We start from the raw sequence: 22,879 nt of genomic DNA on the forward strand, positions 1-22,879 counted from the left end.
AGGATGAACTCAGTTTAAGGAACTGAAGTGCAATAAAGGTAAATAAGAAATAATGGGAATACATTGGTTCGGCCTTCTCTAATAGAATACCGAACCCAATATAAGGATTATTGTTTTGAATTGCTAAAAATTGTTGTACCCATGCTGGCTGCTACAACGCAGCATATCGATATCCATTGCATAAAGGTGAGTGTCTCTTGAAGAAAAAGTAACCCGGAAAATGCTGCGAAGGCCGGTTGGAGACTGGTCAGGATACTGAAAGTCTTCGCGGGCAATCGCTTCAGTGCTACAAAGTCTAAAGAGAATGGAAGCGCACTGGAAAAAATGGCAACCCCGAGTCCTTTAAGCAATAATAGTGGCGTGACCTGAAAGATAGCTCCATCCCAAATAGAAAACGGAATGATGAGTAAAGTCGCGAACAGCATTCCCGTCGTCACGGCATCCTTACCTTCCATTACTTTGGATACCTTACCTCCCATGACGATGTACATCGCCCAGAATGTTCCTGCCAACAAGGCAAGACCTAGTCCAATGAGGTCTATGTCATTGTTAGTCCATGGGACGATAAGCAATATCCCGGTGCAGGCCAATAAAGCCCAGACAACATCCAATAGTTTGCGGGATAATACCAGTGCCAGAAATAGTGGGCCAACAAATTCCACCGTAACAGCCAGGCCTAAAGGAATACGTTGTATCGCAAGATAAAAAATAAGATTCATAGCTGCGATACCTATACCATATAGTGCCGCGTACCACCATTGTTGTTTTGTGAATTTAGAGAATTTAGGTCTATTGATTAATGTCAGTAGTATAGCGGATAGTCCTATACGTAGGGTACTCGTACCTACAGCACCTATAGCGGGGAATAATTGCTTTGCGATCGATGCTCCTCCCTGTACACAGGCCATAGATAGAAGCGCCGCAGGGACAGCTATTTTCGTGTTTTTAGTTGACATAGTTGTTTTGTTCTGATAATAGACAGGCGATAAATCTACAAAAACTTATTGATACCATAGTTGCCGCTAATGGTTAATTATTCGCGTAGCGAGAGCGAATTTAAATTAGTTAAAAAAAAGTTAGATAGATGCACTATTTTTAACCCAACAAAACAGACTATATATGCAAAAAAAGCCTTTATTGGTGACCTTGGGACTCGTCCTTTTATTTATTGTTGCAGTTCTTCATTTTCTCGTAGGTTGGCATCATATACCACACCATTTTCAGAGTCTGACTTCAAGTCTATTTAATACACAGACCGGTGAGCCAGCAATAGCAGAAGAACCAATAGGCATGGGTGGACAAGAAGCCGATACCCTGGCGGTTAGCATGGCCGTACGCGAACCTTTCGATACATTATATTGGGGAGAGCAGATTCGTAAAGGTGAGTTTATTCCGGATGATGTCAAAGAAGGATATACCTATTTTAAAAACCTAGATTTAAGTAATCTTAAAGAGACCGATAGTAAACCTACAGACTTAGAGACCCAACAGGCTATTGTACATCGATACAAGCAAGATATGGTGGCTTTATTGAGAGAAAATGATGCTCATATCCGTATAGGAACAGCCTTCGAAGCCAAGTTGCAACCAGTCGACGATGATAATCCCGAGATAGCCCGTGTAACGGCTATGGTATGTGCTTTTGATAGTAAAGGTAACAATCTCGGCAACATTCAGGAGCCATTATACATCGTATACGATTTCGTTCGGTTTCAATCAGATCCGAATACATGGTACATAACGGATTTCTCACAGACTATACCTTATGATTATACGCTTTTTAAAGGCAGGTTTTAGTAAGAATCTTGTTGTAGCCCTATCGCTGTTGGTATCTCTTGAAGCTTGCCGTAGCGATAATCCTGAAGCTCAATTGACCCGGATGTTTGTTACAACAAATAGTGGAAGTCTTTATTGCTTGGATTTAGCCACGGATTCGCTACGTTGGCAGCAGGTGATGAGCGATTCCGATATAGATGAACTGACCTATATGGCTATTTATAAGGAACAGCTTATAAAGGATTATCTAGATGGAACAATTGTTTCTTTTGATAAAACAACAGGCCATAAAAACTGGATATTCAAAGATAGTGTATCAAAAGATCAGGCCTTCTACGGTTATAATTTTGATGATGTTAGGTTTGTCCATTTTTATCAACGGCCTAGTCTCTATCAGGACCAGATGTTCTTCGCAAATAGCCATGGTGAAGTCAAGTCTATTTCCATTATGGATAGAATAGAAAAATGGAACTACCAGACTGGTGTCGTATTGCTGTCAGAGCCATTAATAGCGCACAATGCTGTCTACCAGGTTACAGGCTATCAGGTGCTGAAGCTAGAGGCAGCCACAGGAAAAGAATTGGCAAAATTCAATCTCGAAGAAGGCTCTTCTTTTGCTGCAAAATCTGTTAATGGGCTATTGTATGTTCAGACGGAAAAAGGAAGGGTCTATTGTTTGGATCAAGAGCTCCAACTGAAGTGGACGTATACACCCGATGCAGAAGAGGGTTATGTACAGTCCGAACTGTTTGTTACCGACAATTCCGTTTTGCTCTCCTTTGATGGTTTGTGTGCTTTAGATTCCAAAACAGGAGAAATCCAATGGAAGGTGAAAAATCTAAATGAGATTAAAGGATTGGATTTGTTGGAGCGGGACCAGTATGTCATATTGACGAAGGATACACTATTGATTCTAGATAAAAAAGGAAAACTATTGCGTGAAAAAAGATGGTCTACGGATATCGGTCAACCATTGGCACTTACAGCGGCCAACTCGAGTATATACATGCTTACCTATGAAGGCGCATTGTATAAGGTATCTGCGGATCTGGATAAGATTAAACTGCTCAAGTCCGATCTGCTTCTAAACAACGAAAGGGGCTTACAGGCTGCTTATTTTCTCAAAGAATAAAGGTCCTTAATTGAAGATGTATTCAGGCAGCTTGTAGTCGCTACTGTCTTTGTAGTTTTTGAGGTACAACTGCTTGTCGATGTTATTTTTGATGCTATCATCCAATAGGGAGAACATCTCCGTAATGTATTGGGCCTTCGAAAGAGGTTCTCTGTAATATAGGTCCTCTGGTTTGGGGGCTACGGCAGGCAGTTGCTCCGCGAGTATCAGCTGGGTTCCCAGAATAGGAGTAGAGCACCATAGCTTAATAATGCCTTTGTCTGCTATACCTAGTGTGAAAATAAGTTGTTCTTTCGTTTTGACGTATTTTCCCCAAGTTGAATCCGTTCGGTCCAGAGAAAGGGTACTGTTATAAAAAACAGAATCTGTATAGGAAAAGTATTCAATATGTAAGCTGTCAGGTACATCGATGCGGTTGTTGTCAAAATATTGATCGACCTGTCCCCAAGCAAAATAATTAGGGTCAGCTTCGTAAAAATTACCATATTCCGTTGATCTCGTGTCCGTAAAAAAGACCTGACGTGTATGGATCGGGACAGCAGAAAAACAGCCTGCTCTATAGTTTATTTTTTGATTCGAACGGTATACCAAGAATATCGAACTTGTTAGTAGGAGAATGATGAGTGCCGTGTAGATTTTATTGAGTATGTTCATTGGGCTAGTGTTGGTATGCTGCCGCTAACCCTGTGATATAGATACTGAAAGCAACGAATAGAATAAGTAAGATGACGAAAAGTATTAAAACTGCAACTGGCCAGGATTTGAAGGGGAACTTATAATAAATTACATAGCTGGATTGTAGGACAGTAACCACTGCAAAATAATATGCAGGGATGTAGAGCATGTCATTCTCTTTGGGAAATAAGAGCACAAGTAAGAAAAAAACAAGCGTATAGAGGGCTATAAGCAAAAAAAGGCTTCGCTGCTTCTCTCTTGCGTTATCTAATTCTGGGCTGTTTCTTTCCGATATTTTGTCCATCGGAATAAAGATAGGATAATAAACCTAAATCTTCTACTCTAATGTGTGCTGTTACAGTCTGTTTGTTCCAAATCGTATTACTTGTTCTTAACGCGTTGGGTATTGAGCAGAAGAGCTGTAAAGTTTAAAAGGATAGAAGCTCCCATTAGTGTAAACTTCATATAGGTTTCACTACTTGTCATCCCAACAACCAACAATAGCATTGCTACAGGAACCAATGTCTGGTCTAATTTGAATTTTCTCATGTACTTTAGATTTATATAATAAGGAGACAGTATCAGAGCGATGCCTATCTCCTTATTACTAAAGGTACTTATGAATATTTAAAAAAACAAATAGCTTGTTGTTTTTTTTCTGAAAGTGTCTGTTTTCAGAGGCCATCAAGAACTTTCATCTCTGTTGGCGATTCAATGGAATCATGAAAGTTTTTTCTATTTGGCCCCCGGAGGACAGTGCTGTCTTAGGTATCGGGTGTATAGCCTAGCGAGGTGTTCCGATGTACCTTCCCCTTCATTGATAGAATGGCTGCGGTTAGGGTAAGCCATCATGTCGAAAGTAATACCGTGCTTGATAAGCTCGTTGATATACACCTCCGCATTCTGATAGTGTACATTATCATCTCCAGTACCATGGATGAGGAGGAGATTGCCGCGCACATTTTTAGCGTAGGTTAGGGCCGATCCTTTCACAAAATCTGCTTTATTCTCCTGAGGAAGACCCATATAGCGCTCTTGATAGATGTTGTCGTAAAGGAGTTGGTTGGTGACCGGTGCTATGGAGATTCCCGTTTGGTAAATATCCGGATATTGCCCCAATAGATTTAGGGTAGATGCTCCCCCTCCGGACCATCCCCATACCGCCACACGGTCTGTATCAATAAAGCCCCATTTGAATACTTCTTTGGCGCCCATCGCTTGGTCTCTGATATTAATTATACCGATGTTTCTGTATATAGATTTACGCCACTCGCGGCCTTTCGGTGCAGGAGCACCACGGTTTTCAAGCGATACATACACATAGCCATCTTCAGCCATATCACCGGCATACAAGAAGTTTTTACCAGCGTAGAAGTTGTCCGTTACCGTTTGCGAAGCAGGCTCACCATAGACATAGAAGACTACTGGATATTTCTTCGTAGGATCAAAGTTTTTAGGTTTGACCATCCAACCATCCAGTGTGACCCCATCGACGGTTGTCACCTGAAAAAACTCCGTTTGCGAGGTGGTTTTGTCAGCTTGCATCTCCCGGGTAGGAGGGACGAGCTGCGAATGATTCGGCAGCGATACTACGGATCCGCTGCTGTATGCTGTAGTACTGTTTTTAGTGAAGATAGCGAGCTTGCCATTAGGCGAAATAGTATAGCTGTTAGTTCCTTTGAGCTCGGCAGGAGTAATGCGCTTTGCTTTGCCTCCAGCAAATGATAACTGATAAAGGTGCTTTTGAGTTGCATCAACCGGAGACGCACTGAAATAAATGCTTTTAGAGATCGGGTCGATGCGGTCTATCTGTATAACATCAAAATCATCCTTGCTGAGTCTCGTTTCTTTACCCTGAAGATCTATTTTATAGATTTGTCTCCATCCGGATTTCTCGGAGAGCCAAATAAATGCCTTTCCATTATCCATCCAATCCCATCCACTGGGATCGCCATCATTCCAGCGTGCCTTGATATCGATCCATGCAGCATCAGCCTCCGTATGGATTGTACGGCTACTACCCGTACTTGCATCGCCAAGCATGATCTTACTCTCGTTTTGCTTACGGTTGAGCTGTTGTAATATCACCGACTTCGCATCTAGCGTCCATTCCATGCGTGGGATATAATGTTGGCTGGGATCACCAGGGATATCCAGAGACTTGCTGTTATTATTATTTAGGTCGTATATCCAGATACTCGTGGCCGATGGCTTAAGGCCTACCTTGGGGTACTCCACCGGGATGATAAAAGAATACAGGCTATCCGTATTATTGATCATGTAAAAATGGCGCGTATCTTTAGCGTCCTGTTTCCAATAGGCTATCTTTTTGCTGTCAGGAGACCATCTAAAACCATCCTTAGTTCCAAATTCCTCTTCATAAGCCCAGTCAAACGTTCCGTTGATCATGCGGTCTGTACCGTCTGTTGTTATCTGATTGCGCTGTAGCGTATTGATGTCTTCTATATAGATATTATGTTTAGAGACATAAGCAACCTGTTTCCCATCTGGAGAGAATTTAGCAAACATCAGGGAAGATTCAGGCAGCCCTTTTCCCAATTGCGTCAATGTCTTGCCGTCAAGGCTGTACAGCCAGTAGTCGCCTCTTGTATTTTCGCGCCATACACGTTTGGTATTGGCAAATAATAGCAGTGTTTTCTTGTCTGGAGACAATTGAAAGCTTTGTACTTCGAGCGGCGATTGTTGGCCTAGGGGCGTTAGGTCTTTGGCTGCAAGAAAGACCTTTCGTTGGCCAGGATGTAGTAAATCGATGACTACGATTCCATCCTTAGAGAAATCGTAATACCCATTACCATCTTCGGTCCATTGCGTCTGCGCTAGAGCAGGCAGTGACCATAAGAGCTGAACTGTAAATAAGGCGAGTAAAATACCTGTGATTCTATTGTACATGATTGATTCTATAGTTTTCTATATCTTCTACTGATTTAATTAACTCCGGTCCCAACAGACGGAAGCCGTTGTCCGTAATCAAGAAATTATCTTCTATACGTATGCCACCAAAATCGCGATACGATTCCAGTACGTCATAGTTAATGAATTGGGAAAGCTTGTTCTCCTTCTTCCATATATCGATGAGTTCCGGAATGATGTAGATGCCTGGTTCGACAGTCACGACAAATCCCGGCTGTAGTTCGCGTCCTAGGCGTAAAGACTTAAGCCCGAATGTAGACGTGTCCTTAGGTTCATCCTCGGTATAACCGACATATTGTTCACCCAGATCCTCCATATCATGCACATCAAGCCCCATCATATGTCCTAGACCACATTGAAAGAATAGCGTATGCGCATGAGCCTGTACAGCTTCTTCGGGGTTTCCTTTCATCAAGCCGACACCTATCAGTTCCTCGACAAGATGTCTGGCAGCGAGTAGGTGTATATCTTTAAATCTTACTCCGGGTTTCAGACTGTCTCTTGCAGCCTCAAACGCCTGTAGTACGACTTGGTATAATTCCCGCTGACGGGGGGTAAAACGACCTGAGACGGGAAAAGTTCGGGTGAGGTCTGCAGCATAGCCCATAGCGGTCTCTGCTCCCGAATCATTGAGTATCATATCCCCCTCTTTCAGCACGTTCTGCTGATAGGCATTATGCAGTATCTCGCCATGTATTGTGACAATAGGAGGGTAGGCAAAGCTACAGTTCTGATCGGAGGCATAGTGTTGGATCGCAGCTGTAACATGACGCTCCTGCAGACCTATTTGGGCTGTACGCATAGCCAACAGATGCATTTCTGTAGAGACAGCCAATGCTTTTTCGATTTCTGCTATCTCTTGTGGCTCCTTGATGGACCGTTGGGCCACTACAGCTTTAATAAAGGATGCCGAGGGACTTATGTCTTTTGGATTGAGCTGTAACAATTCGCCAAGCAAGAGCTTGCTGCTGGATTGGTATGGTGGGAGATAGTGTATTGTTCTATTGTTGGCTTTAGCCTGTTGCAGGTATAGGGCCAATTGTTGGAAAGGACGCGTATCCTGCACTCCACACTTTAAAGACTTCTCTTTTAGTGATTCCTGCTGTCCTGTCCAGACGATATCGTCTATGCTGAGCTCATTGCCGAAAACAATGGTGTTATCGTTGTCGAGATCGATAAGGGCTGCTATATAAGGTGCGCTGATTCCGAAATAGTACAAAAAAGTACTGTCCTGACGAAATGGATACGTGTTATGTTCGAAATTGATCGGATTTTCAATATTTCCTAAAAAAAGGAGAATGCCTTTGGAGACTCGTTTTTGAAGCTCTGATCTTCGGTTTTGATAAGTCTGTACTGAGAACATGGTAATACCTAGATTAAGTGTATAAATTAATACCGGTAAAGTTTGGAAAAAAAAGTGAGACTTCTAGGGAGAGTGCCTTTTCTGTAATCAGCAATGTCTGCTTGTTATTTGGTCAAAAAAGTCTAATTTATTAACGGTCAATAACTATCTTAGAACAGTAGGGTAAAACCAAGCCCTTTTTTAGATTAGTGCGTTATATTTTCACTTGCTGTAATTTCTGACTTTAGCATCGCCTTATATTCTTTTTAGAAGCTTCATTTATTACAAATAGAAAGGCCTCGTAATGATCTTTGACCGTTAGGGAATGTGCCAACGGTTTTTCTTTTTTGGGGGATACTTGAGTGGTAAGTATATACTTAAATAAAATTAGTAGATATTCAGACAGGGCCTCTCTTAATTTTTTAAGGTCGTGGCCGTGTAGTTTCTCAAGATCAACCATTGGGCAAGGGAGGTTCCAAACCATCGCTTTTATACCGATATAAACCAATTATTTTCGATAGCAGACGACTTAGGTATAGCGATAGAATTTAAATTATTTAATTTGCTGATAAATAGTGTTTAACGGTCTTGTTTCTAAAATGGGACTTTCAATCTATTTGCCGCTAATATAGCTTAGATATGAAACATTGTTTTAGGGATGGAAGAGGTCTGCCTATGGGGCAGGGTGATGCCCTATCACAAATATCCCATCATTACAATCGAAATGTAATGGAGAGAAGTAACCCTGCAGGGCTCATCGGAGATAATCTATTTGAAAGACTGCTTCTTCCGCTTGGGCGGAATCGCAGTGACGAGCTGGAGCGCAATGACGATAATGACGAAGGTGTTGAAAGCCTTCGTACTACGTTCGGACTGGCTTCGCCTTTGCTTCGGCCGTACATCACAGATTCATCACGTATTCAACACAGATTTAACACCTCCGAATCGAGAATCGTCGATGAAAAGGTGATAGAAAGGTGTTCCGGAGGTAGTGAAACTCCGAAGCTGGTACGGAGCAGGTACGAATCTGGTCAGGAGCAGGGCGGTTATGAAGCTCCCGGCTTGGCACCTACTGTGTACCAACTTAGTTCTGCCCAGGTTCTACCTTGGTTCAACCAAAAGTCTATCATTCCTCGGTGGTTTCTCGGTCGTTCTTCGATGGATACTCGGTCACAATCGTGTAACCATCGAGGCGTCACCGTGCGTTCATCGAGTAAAAGTGGGAGCAGGTCAGGTCTTGGGAGATACCAAGTAGGAACTTTGTCTACTTATTTACCGCCTTTTGCTCGTTATTTTATTGCCTCCGAGGCAACGGATAGGCAAACAATAGGCAAAGAACAGGCAACGGATAGGCAGAGAACAGGCAAAGAAAAGGCAAACAAATACCAAGCGAAGCCCAAGCCAATCCCAGAGAAAGAGCAAGGAACAGATAGAGAACGGGTAGAGAATAAGCAGGGGATAACCGCTGTTTCTACTTTGGGGGTACTTAGGCAATACATTGCGGGGATAGTTCCCATAGGGATTAAGCGTATATATAGTAGGGGTATAGTATGTCTTACGCAGGCATTGTGTAAAGCTATAGACCTACATAATACCTACATAATACCTACATTATACCTACATTATACCCGCATAATAGTCGCATTAGTGGTGTGCTTAAGAACCGAAAGGTTTCAACACTTCCTCTGAACTTGCTAAGAACCGTCTATGAACCAGAAACACACATAAAGGGAACAGGGAACATGCATAAACGGTACATGCCCGACACATGTTTGACACCTATTCAACACAATAACGGTACATGTTTGACACATCAACCTCACAAGGATGACACAATAAAGTGCGGTAGTGAGGGAGAGGGAGATTGCTTCGGTGTAGTTCTTCTAGCGTGCAATGGCGTGGAGTTGGGATGTGCTATCTCTTTCGATTTTAGCGTTTTTAAGGGATGCTGTGAGTCTCAAATAGCAAAAGGTATGTCTTTGTGTGTAAAAAGAAAAACAAGTCCTCCACTAGGGTTCCCGAAAGATTGGGGCATAGCGCAGTGACGTTCGTAACTTGGTCTATCGCTTGTGCTTGTCTTTGTATTGGGATAGATTGGGGATGGAATGGAAAGGGCTGACGCAAAAGGGAGGCCTTAATCTGCCTCCCTTTTGTATTTAAAATCTGTAACCTACAGATAGCCCTAGGACTCTGTTATTAGCGTCAAGCTCTTTGCTCAGTTTGTTGATACCGTGGTTGTATTTCAGGTCGATGGAAAATTGTTTGATATCGGTTCCGATATTGATCAATCCATCGTAGGTTACTGTATTGAAATTATTGGTATATGCCTTGTTTTTCTTCAACTGATAGTTTAGTTGTGCTCCGATTGCTGTTCGCAAAGTGAGCTTGTCTGATTCTATCACACGATATCCCAATTGGACAGGCAAGTTTAACTGATAGAATTTTGGAGTGTATTGGGGATTGTCGATGCTGTAAGCAAATTTGTAGTAGGACATCCCTAGATCTACCTGACCATAGAGACGCTCCTTGGTGCGTACAAAAGCGCCTGCCTCAAAGCCAATTTTTGAATCCGAGCCTTTTACCATGTTAGCCCCAAAAGATGGCATGTGGTACTGACCACCGATTTTTACGCCAAAGTCAACCTCTTGTGCTTTTGTTTGCTGATTAAGACCGAATCCCATTGCTGCTAAAAGCAGGCCGTACGTTAATTGTTTTTTCATTGTTATTGTTTTAATATATATTTCTAGTTCCTTTATTACTATGATGGTCTAACTAAAGTATACCCTTAACTTTTTTTATTTTTTATTTCCACCGTTTGTGAGACCATAGCCACCAGCTCGGATCCTGCTGTATGCTTTTCTCTAGTTTTCGGGTATAGGCGGTGGTGATATGCCCATCGGGACTATCTGTAGCGTGGTGGCAGATCGGTTGCAGGTGTGCCCTCCACTTGTGGTCACCTATGGCCTGTAGATCAACATAGGCTACATACGCGTCAAGACGCTTGGCAATGCGCTCTGGCCCCATAAACATATACGAGGGTTGTTTTAGAAAGTCAATGGCCAGGCCATTGGCCTGCCCCGGAAACTGGTCAGCGATGAATAGCGTGATAGAGGGGCTTGCTGTCTGCTCGAGCAATAGCTTGGCCGCCCGCTGGGCTGGGAGCAGGTGTAGTCCATATTGACCGCGTCTTTTTCTTAAAAAGCGGTCTACCCAGCGGTTTTTCTGTGGCTTATATAGGGATTGTATTGGTAGCCCTAATTGGAGCGGAAGCTTGCCCAGTATTTCCCAGTTGCCATAATGCCCTAGTAGTAGGATGACCTGCCGCTGCTCCTGATACTGTTGGTGCAGGGTGCGGTATAGCTCGGCCGAGAGGATGAGTTCCGGGCGGCTAGGTAGTAATAGCTCGACTAGCAATCGACACATATTACGGTAGAAGCGCTGATGATGCTGGGAGAGTTCGTTGTAATTTGACAGCGGAAAGGAACGTGCTAGGTTTTGTATCACCACCGCACTACGGTACCGTAGTATGCTCCCGATCAGGAATCCGCCAAAGTTATATAGCTTGTTCATATCCCTTTAGTTTTCGCTAAATTCATGTACAGTACGGATCAATAGCGTAAGAAGGTATGTCACCATCCCTATAGCGAGCAGTAGAATCGTAAGGAAGAAGAGTAGTAGCATAAGATTACTTTTTTATAGTTTTGACAATTAATAACCGCTATACCCTTGCTCGGTTCTTAAAAAAAAGTGAAAAAATAATGAGGGGGTAAGCGCAAAAGACTGTCTTAGTTAGGTAAGTGGTACAAAATGACTAATTAAATTGAATGTATGTCTTTGGAGAAAGAAACAAAATTTGAGCAGGTATTTCGAGCGCACTTTAAGGCTTTGCATGGCTATGCCTACAAAATTCTTGAAGATTCGGATGCTGCTGAAGAAGCTGTACAACAGGTGTTTTTACGATTTTGGGAGCGGGACTGGGAGAATACGATCCATACTTCCGTAAAATCGTATCTCTATAAATCGGTCTATTATGAATGCCTGAACGTGTTGAAGCGAGGGCAGCTCAAGCAGCGGTACGAAGCCTACCGGCAGCACAATGGAGATATGGAGGCGCATATAGATGGTACGGATACGGAGCTTAAGAAGCAATTGCATGTAGCGCTGGCCAAGCTGCCCGAGAAAAGTAGGGCCGTGTTTGAGATGAGCCGCTTTCAGGAACTCAAATACCATGAGATAGCCCAGGTTCTCGAGCTGTCGCTGAAGACCGTCGAAGGGCATATGACCAAGGCGCTACGTCACTTGAGGGTTCATCTGGCAGATTATTTAAATGTTGTTGTCTTTTTATTAATCAATGGGTTATGAATAAGGAAGAATTAGTGAAATATATAAGCGGTGATCTGCCTGTAGAGCAAAGGGAAGTTGTGGAGGCTTGGATCAGGGAGAGTGCCGAACACGAAAAGGAATATGAGGATATGAAAAAGATATGGGAGTGGAGCGGGGCTTCAGACGAAAGTCCGGAGGTGGACGTGGATCGTGCATGGGCTGATTTTAAAAAGCTCCGGGATACACAGCCGCAGCAGACCGTAGTAGTAAAAGAGATTAAGCGCTCCAGAAGCTGGAAGCCATGGACGGTGGCCGCAGCGATCATCACGTTGTTGCTGTCTTCTGCCGGTATCTTGCGATGGACACTATCTACAGATATGACGCTGGTCTCTAATGATGCGCTGCAGCAGGCTGGGCTTCCCGATGGTAGTACGGTATACCTCAATAAGCAGACCGCACTGGATTATAAGAAGGGCTGGCTGGCCAAAGAGCGCACAGTGGTTCTTAGCAAGGGGGAGGCTTTCTTTGATGTCAAGCGGGATACGACGCAGCCTTTTGTCATTCAGAGTGGTAATAGTAAGATTACGGTGCTGGGTACTAGTTTTCATGTGCGCAGAGCGGATGGTGAGACGGAGGTGATTGTTTCTTCTGGATCTGTACAGGTGGATCATGGGGAGAATAGCGTGCGCTTGAAGCCGAATGATAGGGTGCTGATTCAAGATACGGCACGTACGAAGGTTAAAGTGCATACCGTAGAGGATCAGCTATACAAGTATTATATCCATCAGGAGTTTATTTTTGAGAATACCCCTTTGAGCCGTGTTTTTGATGTGTTGGGTAAGGCTTTTGATAAAAAATTCGTAGTCGTAAATGACAAGGACAAGACGCTACGCTACACGGCATCATTCGAGCGGCAGACATTGAATGAAATGTTGGATGTGATATTGAAGACTTTTGAATTGAAAATTGAGAAAAAAGGTAATGTATATTATATTAAAGGATAATGCTGTTATGTACCAGCTTGTTAGAAGCTTTAAGATGATGGTTTATTTCATACGTAAAGCCAAGTTTTTTGTAGCACTGTCTATCTTTATTTTCGTGCAGACAGATGTCATGTCGCAAACAAAATTGGCGCAGGAGGTGAAGATGCCTGCTTATGGTAAGCGTCCTGTAGGGGAGTTTCTAGAGACTCTACAAAAGGACAAGGGGCTCTTGTTCTCTTATAACAGTCAATTGTTGGATGTCGATAGTCTGATTCAGGCCAATTCGTACAATGGAGTGCTGATCGGTTATCTGGAGAGCTGCTTGGGGCCGCGGTATTCATTCAAGGAGACAGCGACTCATATCATTATTAGCCGATCGGACTGGCGGATGGTGGTCGAGCAGGTGGATATTGATCTCAAACAGCAGAATAAAACCATGATCTCTGGATATGTCAGGGATTTGCGTAGTAATAAGCCGCTGTCTTTTGCCAGTGTGTACGATAAGGGAACTTATCTAGCTACATTGACAAACAAGGATGGTTTTTTTGAGCTAGATGTCAAGAAACCGGAGAATAGGGTCATTATAGGCCTCAATAAGGAAAATTACAGGGATACGACATTGATTCTTTTGCTGCCGGTAGAGGTGGCCAAAGACAGTAAAGCCAAGAAAGTAGGCTACTACGTGCTGGAGGATTCGAGCCGTAATATCTATAAAACGTTCTTAGGGGCAGCATTTAGCAGTACATCACAGCGTATTCAGAGTGCAAATCTGGGTGGTTTCTTTATCTACAGCCCGTATCAGATGTCATTGACTCCAGGGTTGAGTACACATGGTTTCTTTAATTCGCAGATTGTAAATAAGGTCTCGATAAATATACTGGGGGGATCTACGGCTGGGGTAGACGGTGTGGAGTTTGCTGGGGTTTTCAACCTTAACCAGTATAAAGTGCGTGGGCTGCAGATGGCCGGTGGAGTGAATGTGGTCGGTGGTGATGTATCGGGGGTACAAATGGCTGGCTTGGGCAATGTGGTCTTGCGCAATGTGAACGGGGTACAGCTAGCAGGAGGCTGGAACAAGGTAGATACAACCGAGGGACTGCAGCTTGCTGGGGTGATCAATATGGCTAAGGAGGTACGTGGCGGACAGCTCGCTGGTGGGATCAATTATGTAAAGGATACGGTGCAGTATCAGCTGGCCGGTGTGATGAATAGAGGTGCTGTTGTCAAAGGGGTGCAGCTGGCTGGAGGAATCAATATCGCTAAAGAGAATACCGGTAGTCAACTTGCTGGTGTGATTAATATTGCGAAGAAAGTCAAAGGAGTACAGGTGGCTTCTTTAATTAATATTGGAGATAGTAGTGACTACCCGATAGCGATTTTCAACTGGATTAAAAATGGGCGGCGGGAGCTGACATTGGCTATAGATGAAAGCAGTTACCTGGGCTTGAATTTTAAGTCGGGGGGTCGTGTATTGTATAGCTCGCTGGGGATCGGTACTTATTTAGATCATGCTTCTTTTCGATATGGTGTAGAGGTGGGATTGGGGGCTAATCTGATCGATGGAAAGAGATTTGCGTTGTCTGCTGAACTGACGCAGCGTATGCATATGGATAAAGACCTGGGATGGATGGACGCTTCCCGTTCTACCTTGCGCATCATGCCATCGTATGTATTCTCTAAACATTGGCGGGTATATGTAGCACCATCGTTGAACTATACGCAGGCTGCTACTGTTGCGAATCAGGAGGGAAAAGCGGTTTGGCGATTCTGGAAAGGTGAAGCCGATCAGAATACCTTTCATGCTGGTGTAGCTGCTGGTTTATCGTATCGTTTTTAATTGTTAATAATGAGATAATCATTTGGTATTGATGGGATTAAATTTGTATATTATCCGTTGAAAATACGGGCTGTCATAATACTCTTGTCCTTCGTCATTTCGATTGTAGCGTAGCGGAATAGAGAAATCTAAAAAGATGTAATTCAGTCTTTAGACCTATTCGACTTCTCCGCCAAATGGCGGCTTCGCTCAAGGTGACGGAAGTTAATTGCATTCTAGACAGTTTCTATACGAATTAACAAGACTATACGCTAGTAGCTAGTACTGGCGTATAGTCATTCAATATCCAATTATATGATAAACTCTCCAGGGCTTCTTTTTAGAGAGGCTGTTAAAAAGGAAAAACCTTTACAGGTGGTCGGTGCGATCAATGCCAACCATGCCCTGCTGGCTCAACAGGCAGGATTTCAAGCTATTTATTTATCGGGCGGTGGTGTTGCTGCCGGTTCATTGGGGATTCCTGATCTTGGGATTACCACATTACAAGATGTTCTTATTGATGTAGACCGTATTACGAATGTATGCGATCTACCACTTTTGGTGGATATCGACACAGGGTTCGGACCATCAGCATTTAATGTCGCCCGTACAGTCAGGTCCCTGATCAAGGCGGGGGCGGCAGCGGTGCATATGGAGGATCAGGTCGGGGCTAAGCGCTGTGGGCACCGACCAGGCAAAGAGCTGGTATCATCGTCCGAAATGTGTGATCGTATCAAGGCGGCCGTCGATGCGAGGACGCATGCGAATTTTGTAATAGGTGCCCGTACCGATGCTATCGCCTCGGAGGGTATACAGAGAGCAATAGAACGGGCGCTAGCTTATAAAGAGGCTGGAGCGGATTTTATTTTTGCGGAGGCCGTGGTCGATCTGGCCGATTACCAGTCTTTTGCTACCGCTACGGGCTTGCCGATATTAGCCAATATTACAGAATTCGGACAGACCCCGTTATTTACCGTTGGGCAGTTGTGCGATGCGGGGGTATCGATAGTACTGTATCCGCTATCTGCATTCCGCGCAGCCAACAAGGCAGCAACGCAGGTCTATACGCATATCCGTCAGGATGGGAGTCAGCAGGCGGTGCTGCAGGATATGCAGACACGGGAGGAGTTGTATCAGAGTATTGACTATTATGCTTATGAAAATCGATTAGATAACCTTTTCAAAACTAAATAGGATGAACGAGACTAACGAAACTGGATTTAAACCGAAGAAAAGTGTGGCGCTATCGGGGGTGGCGGCTGGTAATACAGCCCTTAGTACGGTAGGTAAAACGGGTAATGATCTTCACTACAGGGGCTATGATATCTTAGAGCTGGCGGATCGGGCTACTTTTGAGGAGGTGGCTTATCTACTGATCTATGGTGCGCTGCCGACACAGGCGCAGCTGAATACCTATCAGACGCAATTGCTCAGTCAACGGGGATTGCCTATCGCTATACAGAAGGTGCTCAAGCAGCTGCCGACGACCTCACATCCTATGGATGTCCTGCGTACCTATGTATCGGTATTTGGGAGTCTGCAACCAGAAAAGGAAAGCCATCCTTTGGCAGGTGCCCGCGACATCGCCAATCGGCTGATGTCGTCGATGGGGTCGGCTTTGTTGTACTGGCACCATTTTAGCCAAAATGGACGCGAAATAGCGATCGAGACGGATGATGCGACGCAGGGTGGACATTTCTTACACCTGCTACACGGTACTGTACCTCCGGATTCTTGGGTGCGTGCGATGCAGATTTCGCTCAACCTATATGCCGAACATGAGTTTAACGCTTCTACATTTACCGCAAGGGTGATTGCTGGTACCGGGTCGGATATCTATTCGTGTATAGCGGGGGCTATTGGCGCACTGCGTGGCCCTAAGCATGGCGGTGCCAATGAGGTGGCTTATGAGATACAGACGCGCTATGCGAATGCCGACGAGGCGGAAGCTGATATCCGTAAGCGGCTGGCGAATAAGGAGGTGATTATTGGATTTGGCCACCCGGTATATACTATTGCTGATCCGCGCAATGAGGTAATCAAGAGGGTGGCGCGTGAACTGTCGGAAGAGGCTGGGGATATGACGCTATACCTTATCGCCGAACGGTTGGAAAAGGTGATGTGGGAGGAGAAGCGTATGTTTCCGAATCTGGATTGGTACTCTGCGGTTTCTTATCATTTGATGGGAGTGCCTACGGAAATGTTTACGCCTCTATTTGTGCTGTCGCGGATTACGGGCTGGTCGGCTCATATCTTCGAACAGCGGCAGGACGGCAAGATTATAAGGCCTAGTGCCAATTATGTCGGCCCGGAGAATAGGCCTTTTGTTCCGTTGAACCAACGTTAATTCTTATTTTAATTATTTTAGATGAGCTCGCAAGCTCTGTTTTTACTTTTTCACTCTTTAACTCTTTAACTTTTCAATATGTCTTTATTATTATCCAATGAAAGGCCGCAGCCTGATCAGGTGCTGTGTGATATCGCTGATTATGTACTCCAATATAAAATAACAAGTTCTGTAGCCCGTAAGACGGCATTTTACTGTTTCCTAGATACGATGGGCTGCGGTTTTGAAGCGCTGACCTACCCGGCTTGTACCAAGTTGATGGGGCCTGTAGTGGAAGGTACTATCGTACCTCGGGGGGCTAAGGTGCCGGGGACCAGCTATCAACTGGATCCTATACAGGCGGCTTTTAATATCGGTGCGATGATCCGTTGGCTGGATTTTAATGATACCTGGCTTGCAGCAGAGTGGGGCCATCCTTCGGACAATCTGGGGGGGATACTGGCGGTCGCAGATTGGATAAGCCGTACCAATGTGGCTAAGGGAAAGGCAGCACTGAAAGCGGATGTTGTGCTGGAAGCTATGGTGATGGCACACGAGATACAGGGGGTATTGGCTTTAGAAAATGCGTTTAATAGGGTAGGATTGGATCATGTGCTGTTGGTAAAGGTGGCTTCGACGGCTGTGGTAGGTAAGCTGTTGGGGCTTGATCGCGACGAACTGATCAACGCGGTGTCTTTGGCATTTGTGGATGGGCAAGCGTTGCGCACGTACAGGCATGCTCCGAATACCGGGAGTCGCAAGTCATGGGCTGCAGGAGATGCGACATCCCGTGCCGTACGCCTGGCTTTAATTGCCCAGACTGGGGAGATGGGTTATCCTTCGGTGCTTTCGGCTCCTGTCTGGGGCTTTTATGATGTGTCCTTTAAAGGGCAGCCGTTTAAGTTCCAACGGGCTTACGGTTCGTATGTTATGGAGAATATATTGTTCAAGATTTCATTCCCGGCTGAGTTTCATGCACAGACAGCGGTGGAGTGTGCTATGCAGCTGCATCGTGAGTTGCTGGCTAAGGGATATACGGCAGCGGATATCGCCCGTATTACCATCCGTACGCATGAGGCAGCTATCCGTATTATCGATAAGAAAGGGCCGCTTCATAATCCTGCGGATAGGGATCACTGTATACAATATATGGTCGCTGTGCCTTTACTGTATGGACGCCTTACGGCAGAGGACTATGAAGATGCTGTAGCTTTAGATCCGAGGATAGATGTATTGCGCGATAAGATGACCTGTATAGAGGATCCACAATTTACCAAGGATTATCACGATCCGGAGAAACGTGCTATCGCTAACGGTATTACGGTCGAGCTGAATGATGGAACCGTACTCGCTGAAGTATTGGTCGAATATCCTATTGGGCATCCACGACGTAGAGACGAGGGGATACCGAAGTTGATTGAGAAATATAAACGCAACCTGGCTCGTATCTTTTCGGAGAAACAACAGCAGCAGATCTGTGAAGCTACTTTAGATTACGATACGTTTATCGCTATGGATGTCAATGATTTAGTAGATTTGATGATGAAGTAGTTTTTTGTCGTCATCGTGAATACAATGAAGCAATCTCCTTGTTGTAGGGGATTGCTTCGCTTTATGCTATTTTGCCAGCAATGATGGGTTACGGTGAGCTCGCAAGCTCGGTTTGGAAACTATGTCGTCCTCTCGACCGAAGTGGAGAGATTTAAAAGCTATAGCTGACTACTTTATCCTCGTCATTGCGAATGAAATGAAGCAATCTCTTCACCATCCTCACTTCTAAAACTTTCTCAACGATTCCGGAATCTCCCACTGCTCACCTTTGTCGGCAAACTGTTCACATTCGCGGACGAACTGCGGTAACCCGACTTGATCGATATGTCCGAAAACACCTCCTGTGTGCTGTGGGTATCCGATGCCGAGTAGTGCACCAGTATTACCATCACTTTGGTTGTCCAAAATGCCCTCTTCCAAGCAGCGATAGCTATCTAGCGCCATTACATGCAAGAGCCGCTTCGCGATAGTTCCTGATTCGTTCGCAGGTGCTGTAGCGGGTAATGTTGGGTCTAGCCATATCGTTTTCGATTCGCCATAGTTATAAAAACCTTTACCTGCTTTGCGTCCCGATCGGCCCTGTGCGACCAAAGTGTTTAAGTAGCGGTATGCCCGTTGCTGGCTTGCACTTAATGAAGGGAATTGATCATAGACGTGTAGCATCAGTGGTAGGGATATCTCGTCCAATACCGCAAGAGGGCTTGCGCCAAAGCCAGCTTGACGTGCCTCGGCTTCGATCTGTTCGGCAGGTATACCTTCCAGCAACATGCTGATGGCTTCAAGCAGGTAGTTGAAAAAGACACGGGAGGTATAGAAGCCAGGTCCATCGTTGACAACGATAACGGTTTTGCCTAATGTTTGCGCCAACTGTCGTGCTTTTTCTACCGTCGCTGGACTGGTCTCTTTGCCACGTATGATTTCCACCAGTTTCATACGATCTACAGGTGAGAAAAAGTGCATACCGACAAAGGCTTCCGGAGCCTGACTTGACTTTGCTAGTTCACTGATCAGAAGGGAGGTGGTATTGGAGGCAAAAAAGCCTTCGGTCTGGAGGCCCGATTGAGCATTCTGAATGACAGTCTTCTTAAGTGTTAGGTCTTCAAATACGGCCTCGATAATGGTGTCGAGGTTCTGGAAGCTATCGTAATCAGTAACGGGGTGGATGTTGTCGAGCAGCGCTTCCATTTGCTCGGTATGCATCTTACCCTTTTCAATAAGTTTAAGGCATACACGTTGGGAATAAGCCTTGCCCTGCTGTGCCTGCTCGATAGTGACATCTTTTAGGAATACCTGAATACCGGCTTTTGCTGCCTCAAAGGCAATGCCGGCCCCCATCATGCCTGCGCCAATAATACCTATCCGGGAGAAATTAAATGCTGTATCTGACATCGCGCTATTGATTGTTTTTCGGTTCGTATTGTATATCATCGATCGCTATTTTGGCTATGATTTCCAGCATGATCTCGGAGGTGCCTCCAATGATGGTCCCTACCCGTACATCTCGATATAGACGTGCGATCTTGTAATCTTCGGTAAATCCGTATCCGCCAAATAACTGTAAACACTGGCTGACGACTGTGACAGCGAGCTCGCTGGCCTGTAGTTTGGCGATGGAGCATTCTTTTACCGCATATTCGCCCTGCTGCTGCAGGTCACAGCAATGCTGTATAAAGGCTTTGACAGTGGTGATATCTGCTACAATCTGTGCTATACGGTGTCGCAAGGCTTGAAAGTCTTGTAGTTTTCTGCCGAAGGCTTCCCGTTGGCGCATATAATCTAGCGTATATTCGAGCGCCGACTCTGCTGTGGCCAAGCTGTGTATGGCTGCGGTAAGCCGCTCCAACTGTAGGCCTCCCATGAGGTATTTAAAGCCTGCATCTTCCTCGCCAATGAGATGGGAGACGGGCACTTTGACCTGATCGAAGCCGAGCTCGGCCGTATCGGATGCTAACCATCCCATTTTGGAGATTTTAGTAGCGCTTACACCTGTTGCATTGCGATCGATAAGTAGTAGACTTATGCCTCGGTGCCCCTTTTCAGGGCTTGTCTTTACGGCTGTAATAAAGAAATCACCGTAATAGCCGTTGGTAATGAAGGTTTTGGAACCATTGACGATGTAATAGTCGCCTTCTCTACGTGCGGTAGTTTTGATCTGTTGTACATCAGAACCAGCACCAGGTTCGGTAATAGCGACTGCACTGATGAGGTCTCCGCTCAATACAGGGCGCAGGTATTTTTGTTTCAGTTCTTCGGAAGCATGCTTCAACAAGTAGGGTGCAGACATGTACTGTGTAACTAAAGCTGCTATCGTGAATCCACCTGAAAAACAGTAGGACAGCTCTTCGCAGAGGATCATGGAAAAGTAAAAGTCAAGGTCCAGGCCACCATATTCTTCGGGGTAGTTAAGTGCCATGAAGCCCATGTCGCCCATTTTTTTCCAGATCTCTCGATCGATTTGGCCTTGTTGCTCCCAACGGTCTACGTGGGGAAGAATCTCTTTACGTATGAAGGTACGTAGTGTCTCTCGGAATGTCTCGTGTTCTGCAGTCAATATAGATGCACGCATATACGTTTAAGTTTATTTGGTTATAACATCCCGATGTGGTTTTGCTAATTATTCGGGATAATTGCTAATTTAGCCAAAAAGGTTTTGTATTTCATATTTATTTTGATATTTAATACTAAATTTGTTGCTCATCACAATAGAGCGCTTCATTTGCTAATCGTGATTAGGGGAGTAATCCCAATTATAAACTTTTAAATAATCATATATAGGGTTTTACGTTATGTCAAGAAGAGTATTTATCGTCGCTGCACAGCGAACTGCAATAGGTGGTTTTGGTGGTGGATTGTCTAGTCTATCGGCAACAGATCTAGGGGCTAAAGTCGTCGAACAGATTTTAAAGGACACTCAGCTAGAGGTTACTGAGGTGGATGAGTTGTTGATGGGAAATGTTATTCAGGCCAATCTTGGACAGGCTCCTGCTAGACAGGTAGCCAAAAAAGGAGGATTGCCCGATAATGTGCCTGCTACCACAATCAATAAGGTGTGTGCGAGTGGGATGAAAGCTGTGGCACTGGCAGCACAGGCGATTCGACTGGGAGATGCGGATATGATATTGGCTGGGGGAATGGAGAGTATGAGTCAGGCGCCTTATTATGCGGCATCCAACCGATGGGGAGCTAAATTTGGCGATCAGGTATTGGTCGATGGACTACAGAAGGACGGCCTTTCGGATGCTTATAGCCAGGAAGCTATGGGGGTATTTGCGGAGCTATGTGCAGATAAATATGCGATAAGCCGTGAGGCGCAGGATGCGTATGCTATCTCTTCGTACAAACGTAGTCAGGAGGCTTGGAATACGGGTAAGTTTGAGCAGGAGGTGGTCCCTGTAACGATACAAGGTCGTAAAGGGGATGTAACAGTGGCGCGTGATGAGGAGTTTGAACAGGTCAATTATGATAAGATACCGGGATTAAGACCTGCTTTTAAGAAGGACGGGACGGTAACGGCTGCAAATGCGTCGACAATCAGTGATGGAGCTGCGGTATTGCTATTGGCGAGTGAGGAAAAGGTAAATGCGCTAGGGCTAAAACCATTGGTGGAAATAATCGCTTGTGCAGATGCTGAACAGGCACCAGAGTGGTTTACGACGACACCGAGTGTGGCGACGGAGAAAGTGCTGCAAAAGGCAGGACTGGCCCTTGCTGATATTGATTTTTTTGAATTTAATGAGGCTTTCTCGGTGGTGGCTTTAGCAAATGCCAAAATCTTGAATCTGGATATGGGTAAGGTAAATGTGTACGGTGGAGCGGTATCTTTGGGACATCCACTGGGTTGCTCGGGCGCACGGATCCTGGTGACACTGAGTAGTGTGCTGGCGCAGGAGCAAGGGACCTATGGTCTGGCTGCTATCTGTAATGGCGGTGGTGGTGCCTCTGCCATGATCCTGAAGCGCGTTTAGCAGTAGTATAACCTCAGCCTCCTGCAGGATTCTCTACAGGGGCCTGAGGACGGTATAGT

The 22,879-nt window shown here is 45.0% G+C and carries 19 protein-coding genes; 10 read left to right on the plus strand and 9 right to left on the minus strand.

Features of this window, described 5'->3' with window-relative positions; all coding sequences use genetic code 11:
- Positions 1-107: 107 nt before the first annotated feature.
- Positions 108-956: an EamA family transporter gene (locus CLV99_RS20265; RefSeq protein ID WP_133586337.1), complete on the minus strand. Its 849-nt coding sequence runs from the start codon at positions 954-956 to the stop codon at positions 108-110.
- A 163-nt stretch (positions 957-1,119) separates the two neighbouring features.
- Between CLV99_RS20265 and CLV99_RS20270 the strand changes: the two genes are divergently transcribed.
- Together CLV99_RS20270 and CLV99_RS20275 are read left to right on the plus strand one after the other, a co-directional pair.
- Positions 1,120-1,797: a hypothetical protein gene (locus tag CLV99_RS20270; RefSeq protein ID WP_133586338.1), complete on the plus strand. Its 678-nt coding sequence runs from the start codon at positions 1,120-1,122 to the stop codon at positions 1,795-1,797.
- A complete protein-coding gene (locus CLV99_RS20275) occupies positions 1,766-2,908 on the plus strand; it encodes an outer membrane protein assembly factor BamB family protein (protein WP_133586339.1) in 1,143 nt (380 codons plus the stop codon). Before CLV99_RS20270 ends, CLV99_RS20275 begins: the two co-directional genes overlap by 32 nt.
- Positions 2,909-2,914: 6 nt before the next feature.
- Here CLV99_RS20275 and CLV99_RS20280 read toward each other — a convergent pair whose 3' ends face one another.
- The 4 genes from CLV99_RS20280 to CLV99_RS20290 form a co-directional block, all read right to left on the minus strand.
- Entirely contained in the window at positions 2,915-3,562 is a 648-nt protein-coding gene (locus tag CLV99_RS20280) for a DUF2931 family protein (RefSeq protein ID WP_133586340.1), read from the minus strand.
- Positions 3,563-3,964: 402 nt separating this feature from the next.
- Positions 3,965-4,132 carry a hypothetical protein gene (locus CLV99_RS23265; RefSeq protein WP_162850176.1) on the minus strand — a complete coding sequence of 56 codons (168 nt, stop codon included), beginning with the start codon at positions 4,130-4,132 and terminating at the stop codon, positions 3,965-3,967.
- Positions 4,133-4,318: 186 nt separating this feature from the next.
- Complete coding sequence (locus CLV99_RS20285) at positions 4,319-6,493, minus strand: S9 family peptidase (protein WP_133586341.1); 2,175 nt, start codon at positions 6,491-6,493, stop codon at positions 4,319-4,321.
- Entirely contained in the window at positions 6,483-7,877 is a 1,395-nt protein-coding gene (locus CLV99_RS20290; RefSeq protein WP_133586342.1) for an aminopeptidase P family protein, read from the minus strand. Before CLV99_RS20290 ends, CLV99_RS20285 begins: the two co-directional genes overlap by 11 nt.
- 618 nt (positions 7,878-8,495) lie before the next feature.
- On the opposite strand from CLV99_RS20290, the gene CLV99_RS20295 reads away from it, so the two are divergent.
- Complete coding sequence (locus tag CLV99_RS20295; RefSeq protein WP_133586343.1) at positions 8,496-9,545, plus strand: hypothetical protein; 1,050 nt, start codon at positions 8,496-8,498, stop codon at positions 9,543-9,545.
- 467 nt (positions 9,546-10,012) lie between these two features.
- On the opposite strand, the gene CLV99_RS20300 is transcribed toward CLV99_RS20295, so the two are convergent.
- Positions 10,013-10,576 carry an outer membrane beta-barrel protein gene (locus CLV99_RS20300; protein WP_133586344.1) on the minus strand — a complete coding sequence of 188 codons (564 nt, stop codon included), beginning with the start codon at positions 10,574-10,576 and terminating at the stop codon, positions 10,013-10,015.
- An 82-nt stretch (positions 10,577-10,658) separates the two neighbouring features.
- Positions 10,659-11,426: a lysophospholipid acyltransferase family protein gene (locus CLV99_RS20305; protein ID WP_133586345.1), complete on the minus strand. Its 768-nt coding sequence runs from the start codon at positions 11,424-11,426 to the stop codon at positions 10,659-10,661.
- 258 nt (positions 11,427-11,684) lie between these two features.
- On the opposite strand from CLV99_RS20305, the gene CLV99_RS20310 reads away from it, so the two are divergent.
- The 6 genes from CLV99_RS20310 to CLV99_RS20335 all read left to right on the plus strand — a co-directional run bounded on the left by CLV99_RS20310 (position 11,685) and on the right by CLV99_RS20335 (position 18,855).
- Positions 11,685-12,218 carry an RNA polymerase sigma-70 factor gene (locus CLV99_RS20310; RefSeq protein WP_133586346.1) on the plus strand — a complete coding sequence of 178 codons (534 nt, stop codon included), beginning with the start codon at positions 11,685-11,687 and terminating at the stop codon, positions 12,216-12,218.
- Positions 12,215-13,183: a FecR domain-containing protein gene (locus tag CLV99_RS20315; RefSeq protein ID WP_133586347.1), complete on the plus strand. Its 969-nt coding sequence runs from the start codon at positions 12,215-12,217 to the stop codon at positions 13,181-13,183. Before CLV99_RS20310 ends, CLV99_RS20315 begins: the two co-directional genes overlap by 4 nt.
- The gene (locus CLV99_RS20320; RefSeq protein WP_133586348.1) at positions 13,161-14,999 is read left to right on the plus strand and encodes a peptidase associated/transthyretin-like domain-containing protein; all 1,839 of its coding nucleotides are present in this window, start codon (positions 13,161-13,163) and stop codon (positions 14,997-14,999) included. Before CLV99_RS20315 ends, CLV99_RS20320 begins: the two co-directional genes overlap by 23 nt.
- A gap of 294 nt (positions 15,000-15,293) precedes the next feature.
- Positions 15,294-16,172, plus strand: a complete 879-nt coding sequence (prpB, locus tag CLV99_RS20325; RefSeq protein ID WP_133586349.1) for a methylisocitrate lyase — start codon at positions 15,294-15,296, stop codon at positions 16,170-16,172.
- Position 16,173: 1 nt separating this feature from the next.
- On the plus strand, positions 16,174-17,325 hold the full coding sequence (gene prpC, locus CLV99_RS20330) for a bifunctional 2-methylcitrate synthase/citrate synthase (protein WP_133586350.1): 1,152 nt from the start codon (positions 16,174-16,176) through the stop codon (positions 17,323-17,325).
- A 78-nt stretch (positions 17,326-17,403) separates the two neighbouring features.
- Positions 17,404-18,855 (plus strand): bifunctional 2-methylcitrate dehydratase/aconitate hydratase, encoded by a 1,452-nt coding sequence (locus tag CLV99_RS20335; protein WP_133586351.1) that lies wholly within the window; start codon positions 17,404-17,406, stop codon positions 18,853-18,855.
- Positions 18,856-19,080: 225 nt separating this feature from the next.
- On the opposite strand, the gene CLV99_RS20340 is transcribed toward CLV99_RS20335, so the two are convergent.
- Positions 19,081-20,283 carry a 3-hydroxyacyl-CoA dehydrogenase family protein gene (locus tag CLV99_RS20340; RefSeq protein WP_133586352.1) on the minus strand — a complete coding sequence of 401 codons (1,203 nt, stop codon included), beginning with the start codon at positions 20,281-20,283 and terminating at the stop codon, positions 19,081-19,083.
- A complete protein-coding gene (locus CLV99_RS20345; RefSeq protein ID WP_133586353.1) occupies positions 20,249-21,421 on the minus strand; it encodes an acyl-CoA dehydrogenase family protein in 1,173 nt (390 codons plus the stop codon). The genes CLV99_RS20340 and CLV99_RS20345 overlap by 35 nt, the downstream gene beginning before the upstream one ends.
- Before the next feature lie 220 nt (positions 21,422-21,641).
- Between CLV99_RS20345 and CLV99_RS20350 the strand changes: the two genes are divergently transcribed.
- The gene (locus tag CLV99_RS20350; RefSeq protein ID WP_133586354.1) at positions 21,642-22,820 is read left to right on the plus strand and encodes an acetyl-CoA C-acyltransferase; all 1,179 of its coding nucleotides are present in this window, start codon (positions 21,642-21,644) and stop codon (positions 22,818-22,820) included.
- Positions 22,821-22,879: the final 59 nt, after the last annotated feature.

The sequence above is a fragment of the Sphingobacterium yanglingense genome (assembly GCF_004363245.1).
Lineage (GTDB): Bacteria > Bacteroidota > Bacteroidia > Sphingobacteriales > Sphingobacteriaceae > Sphingobacterium > Sphingobacterium yanglingense.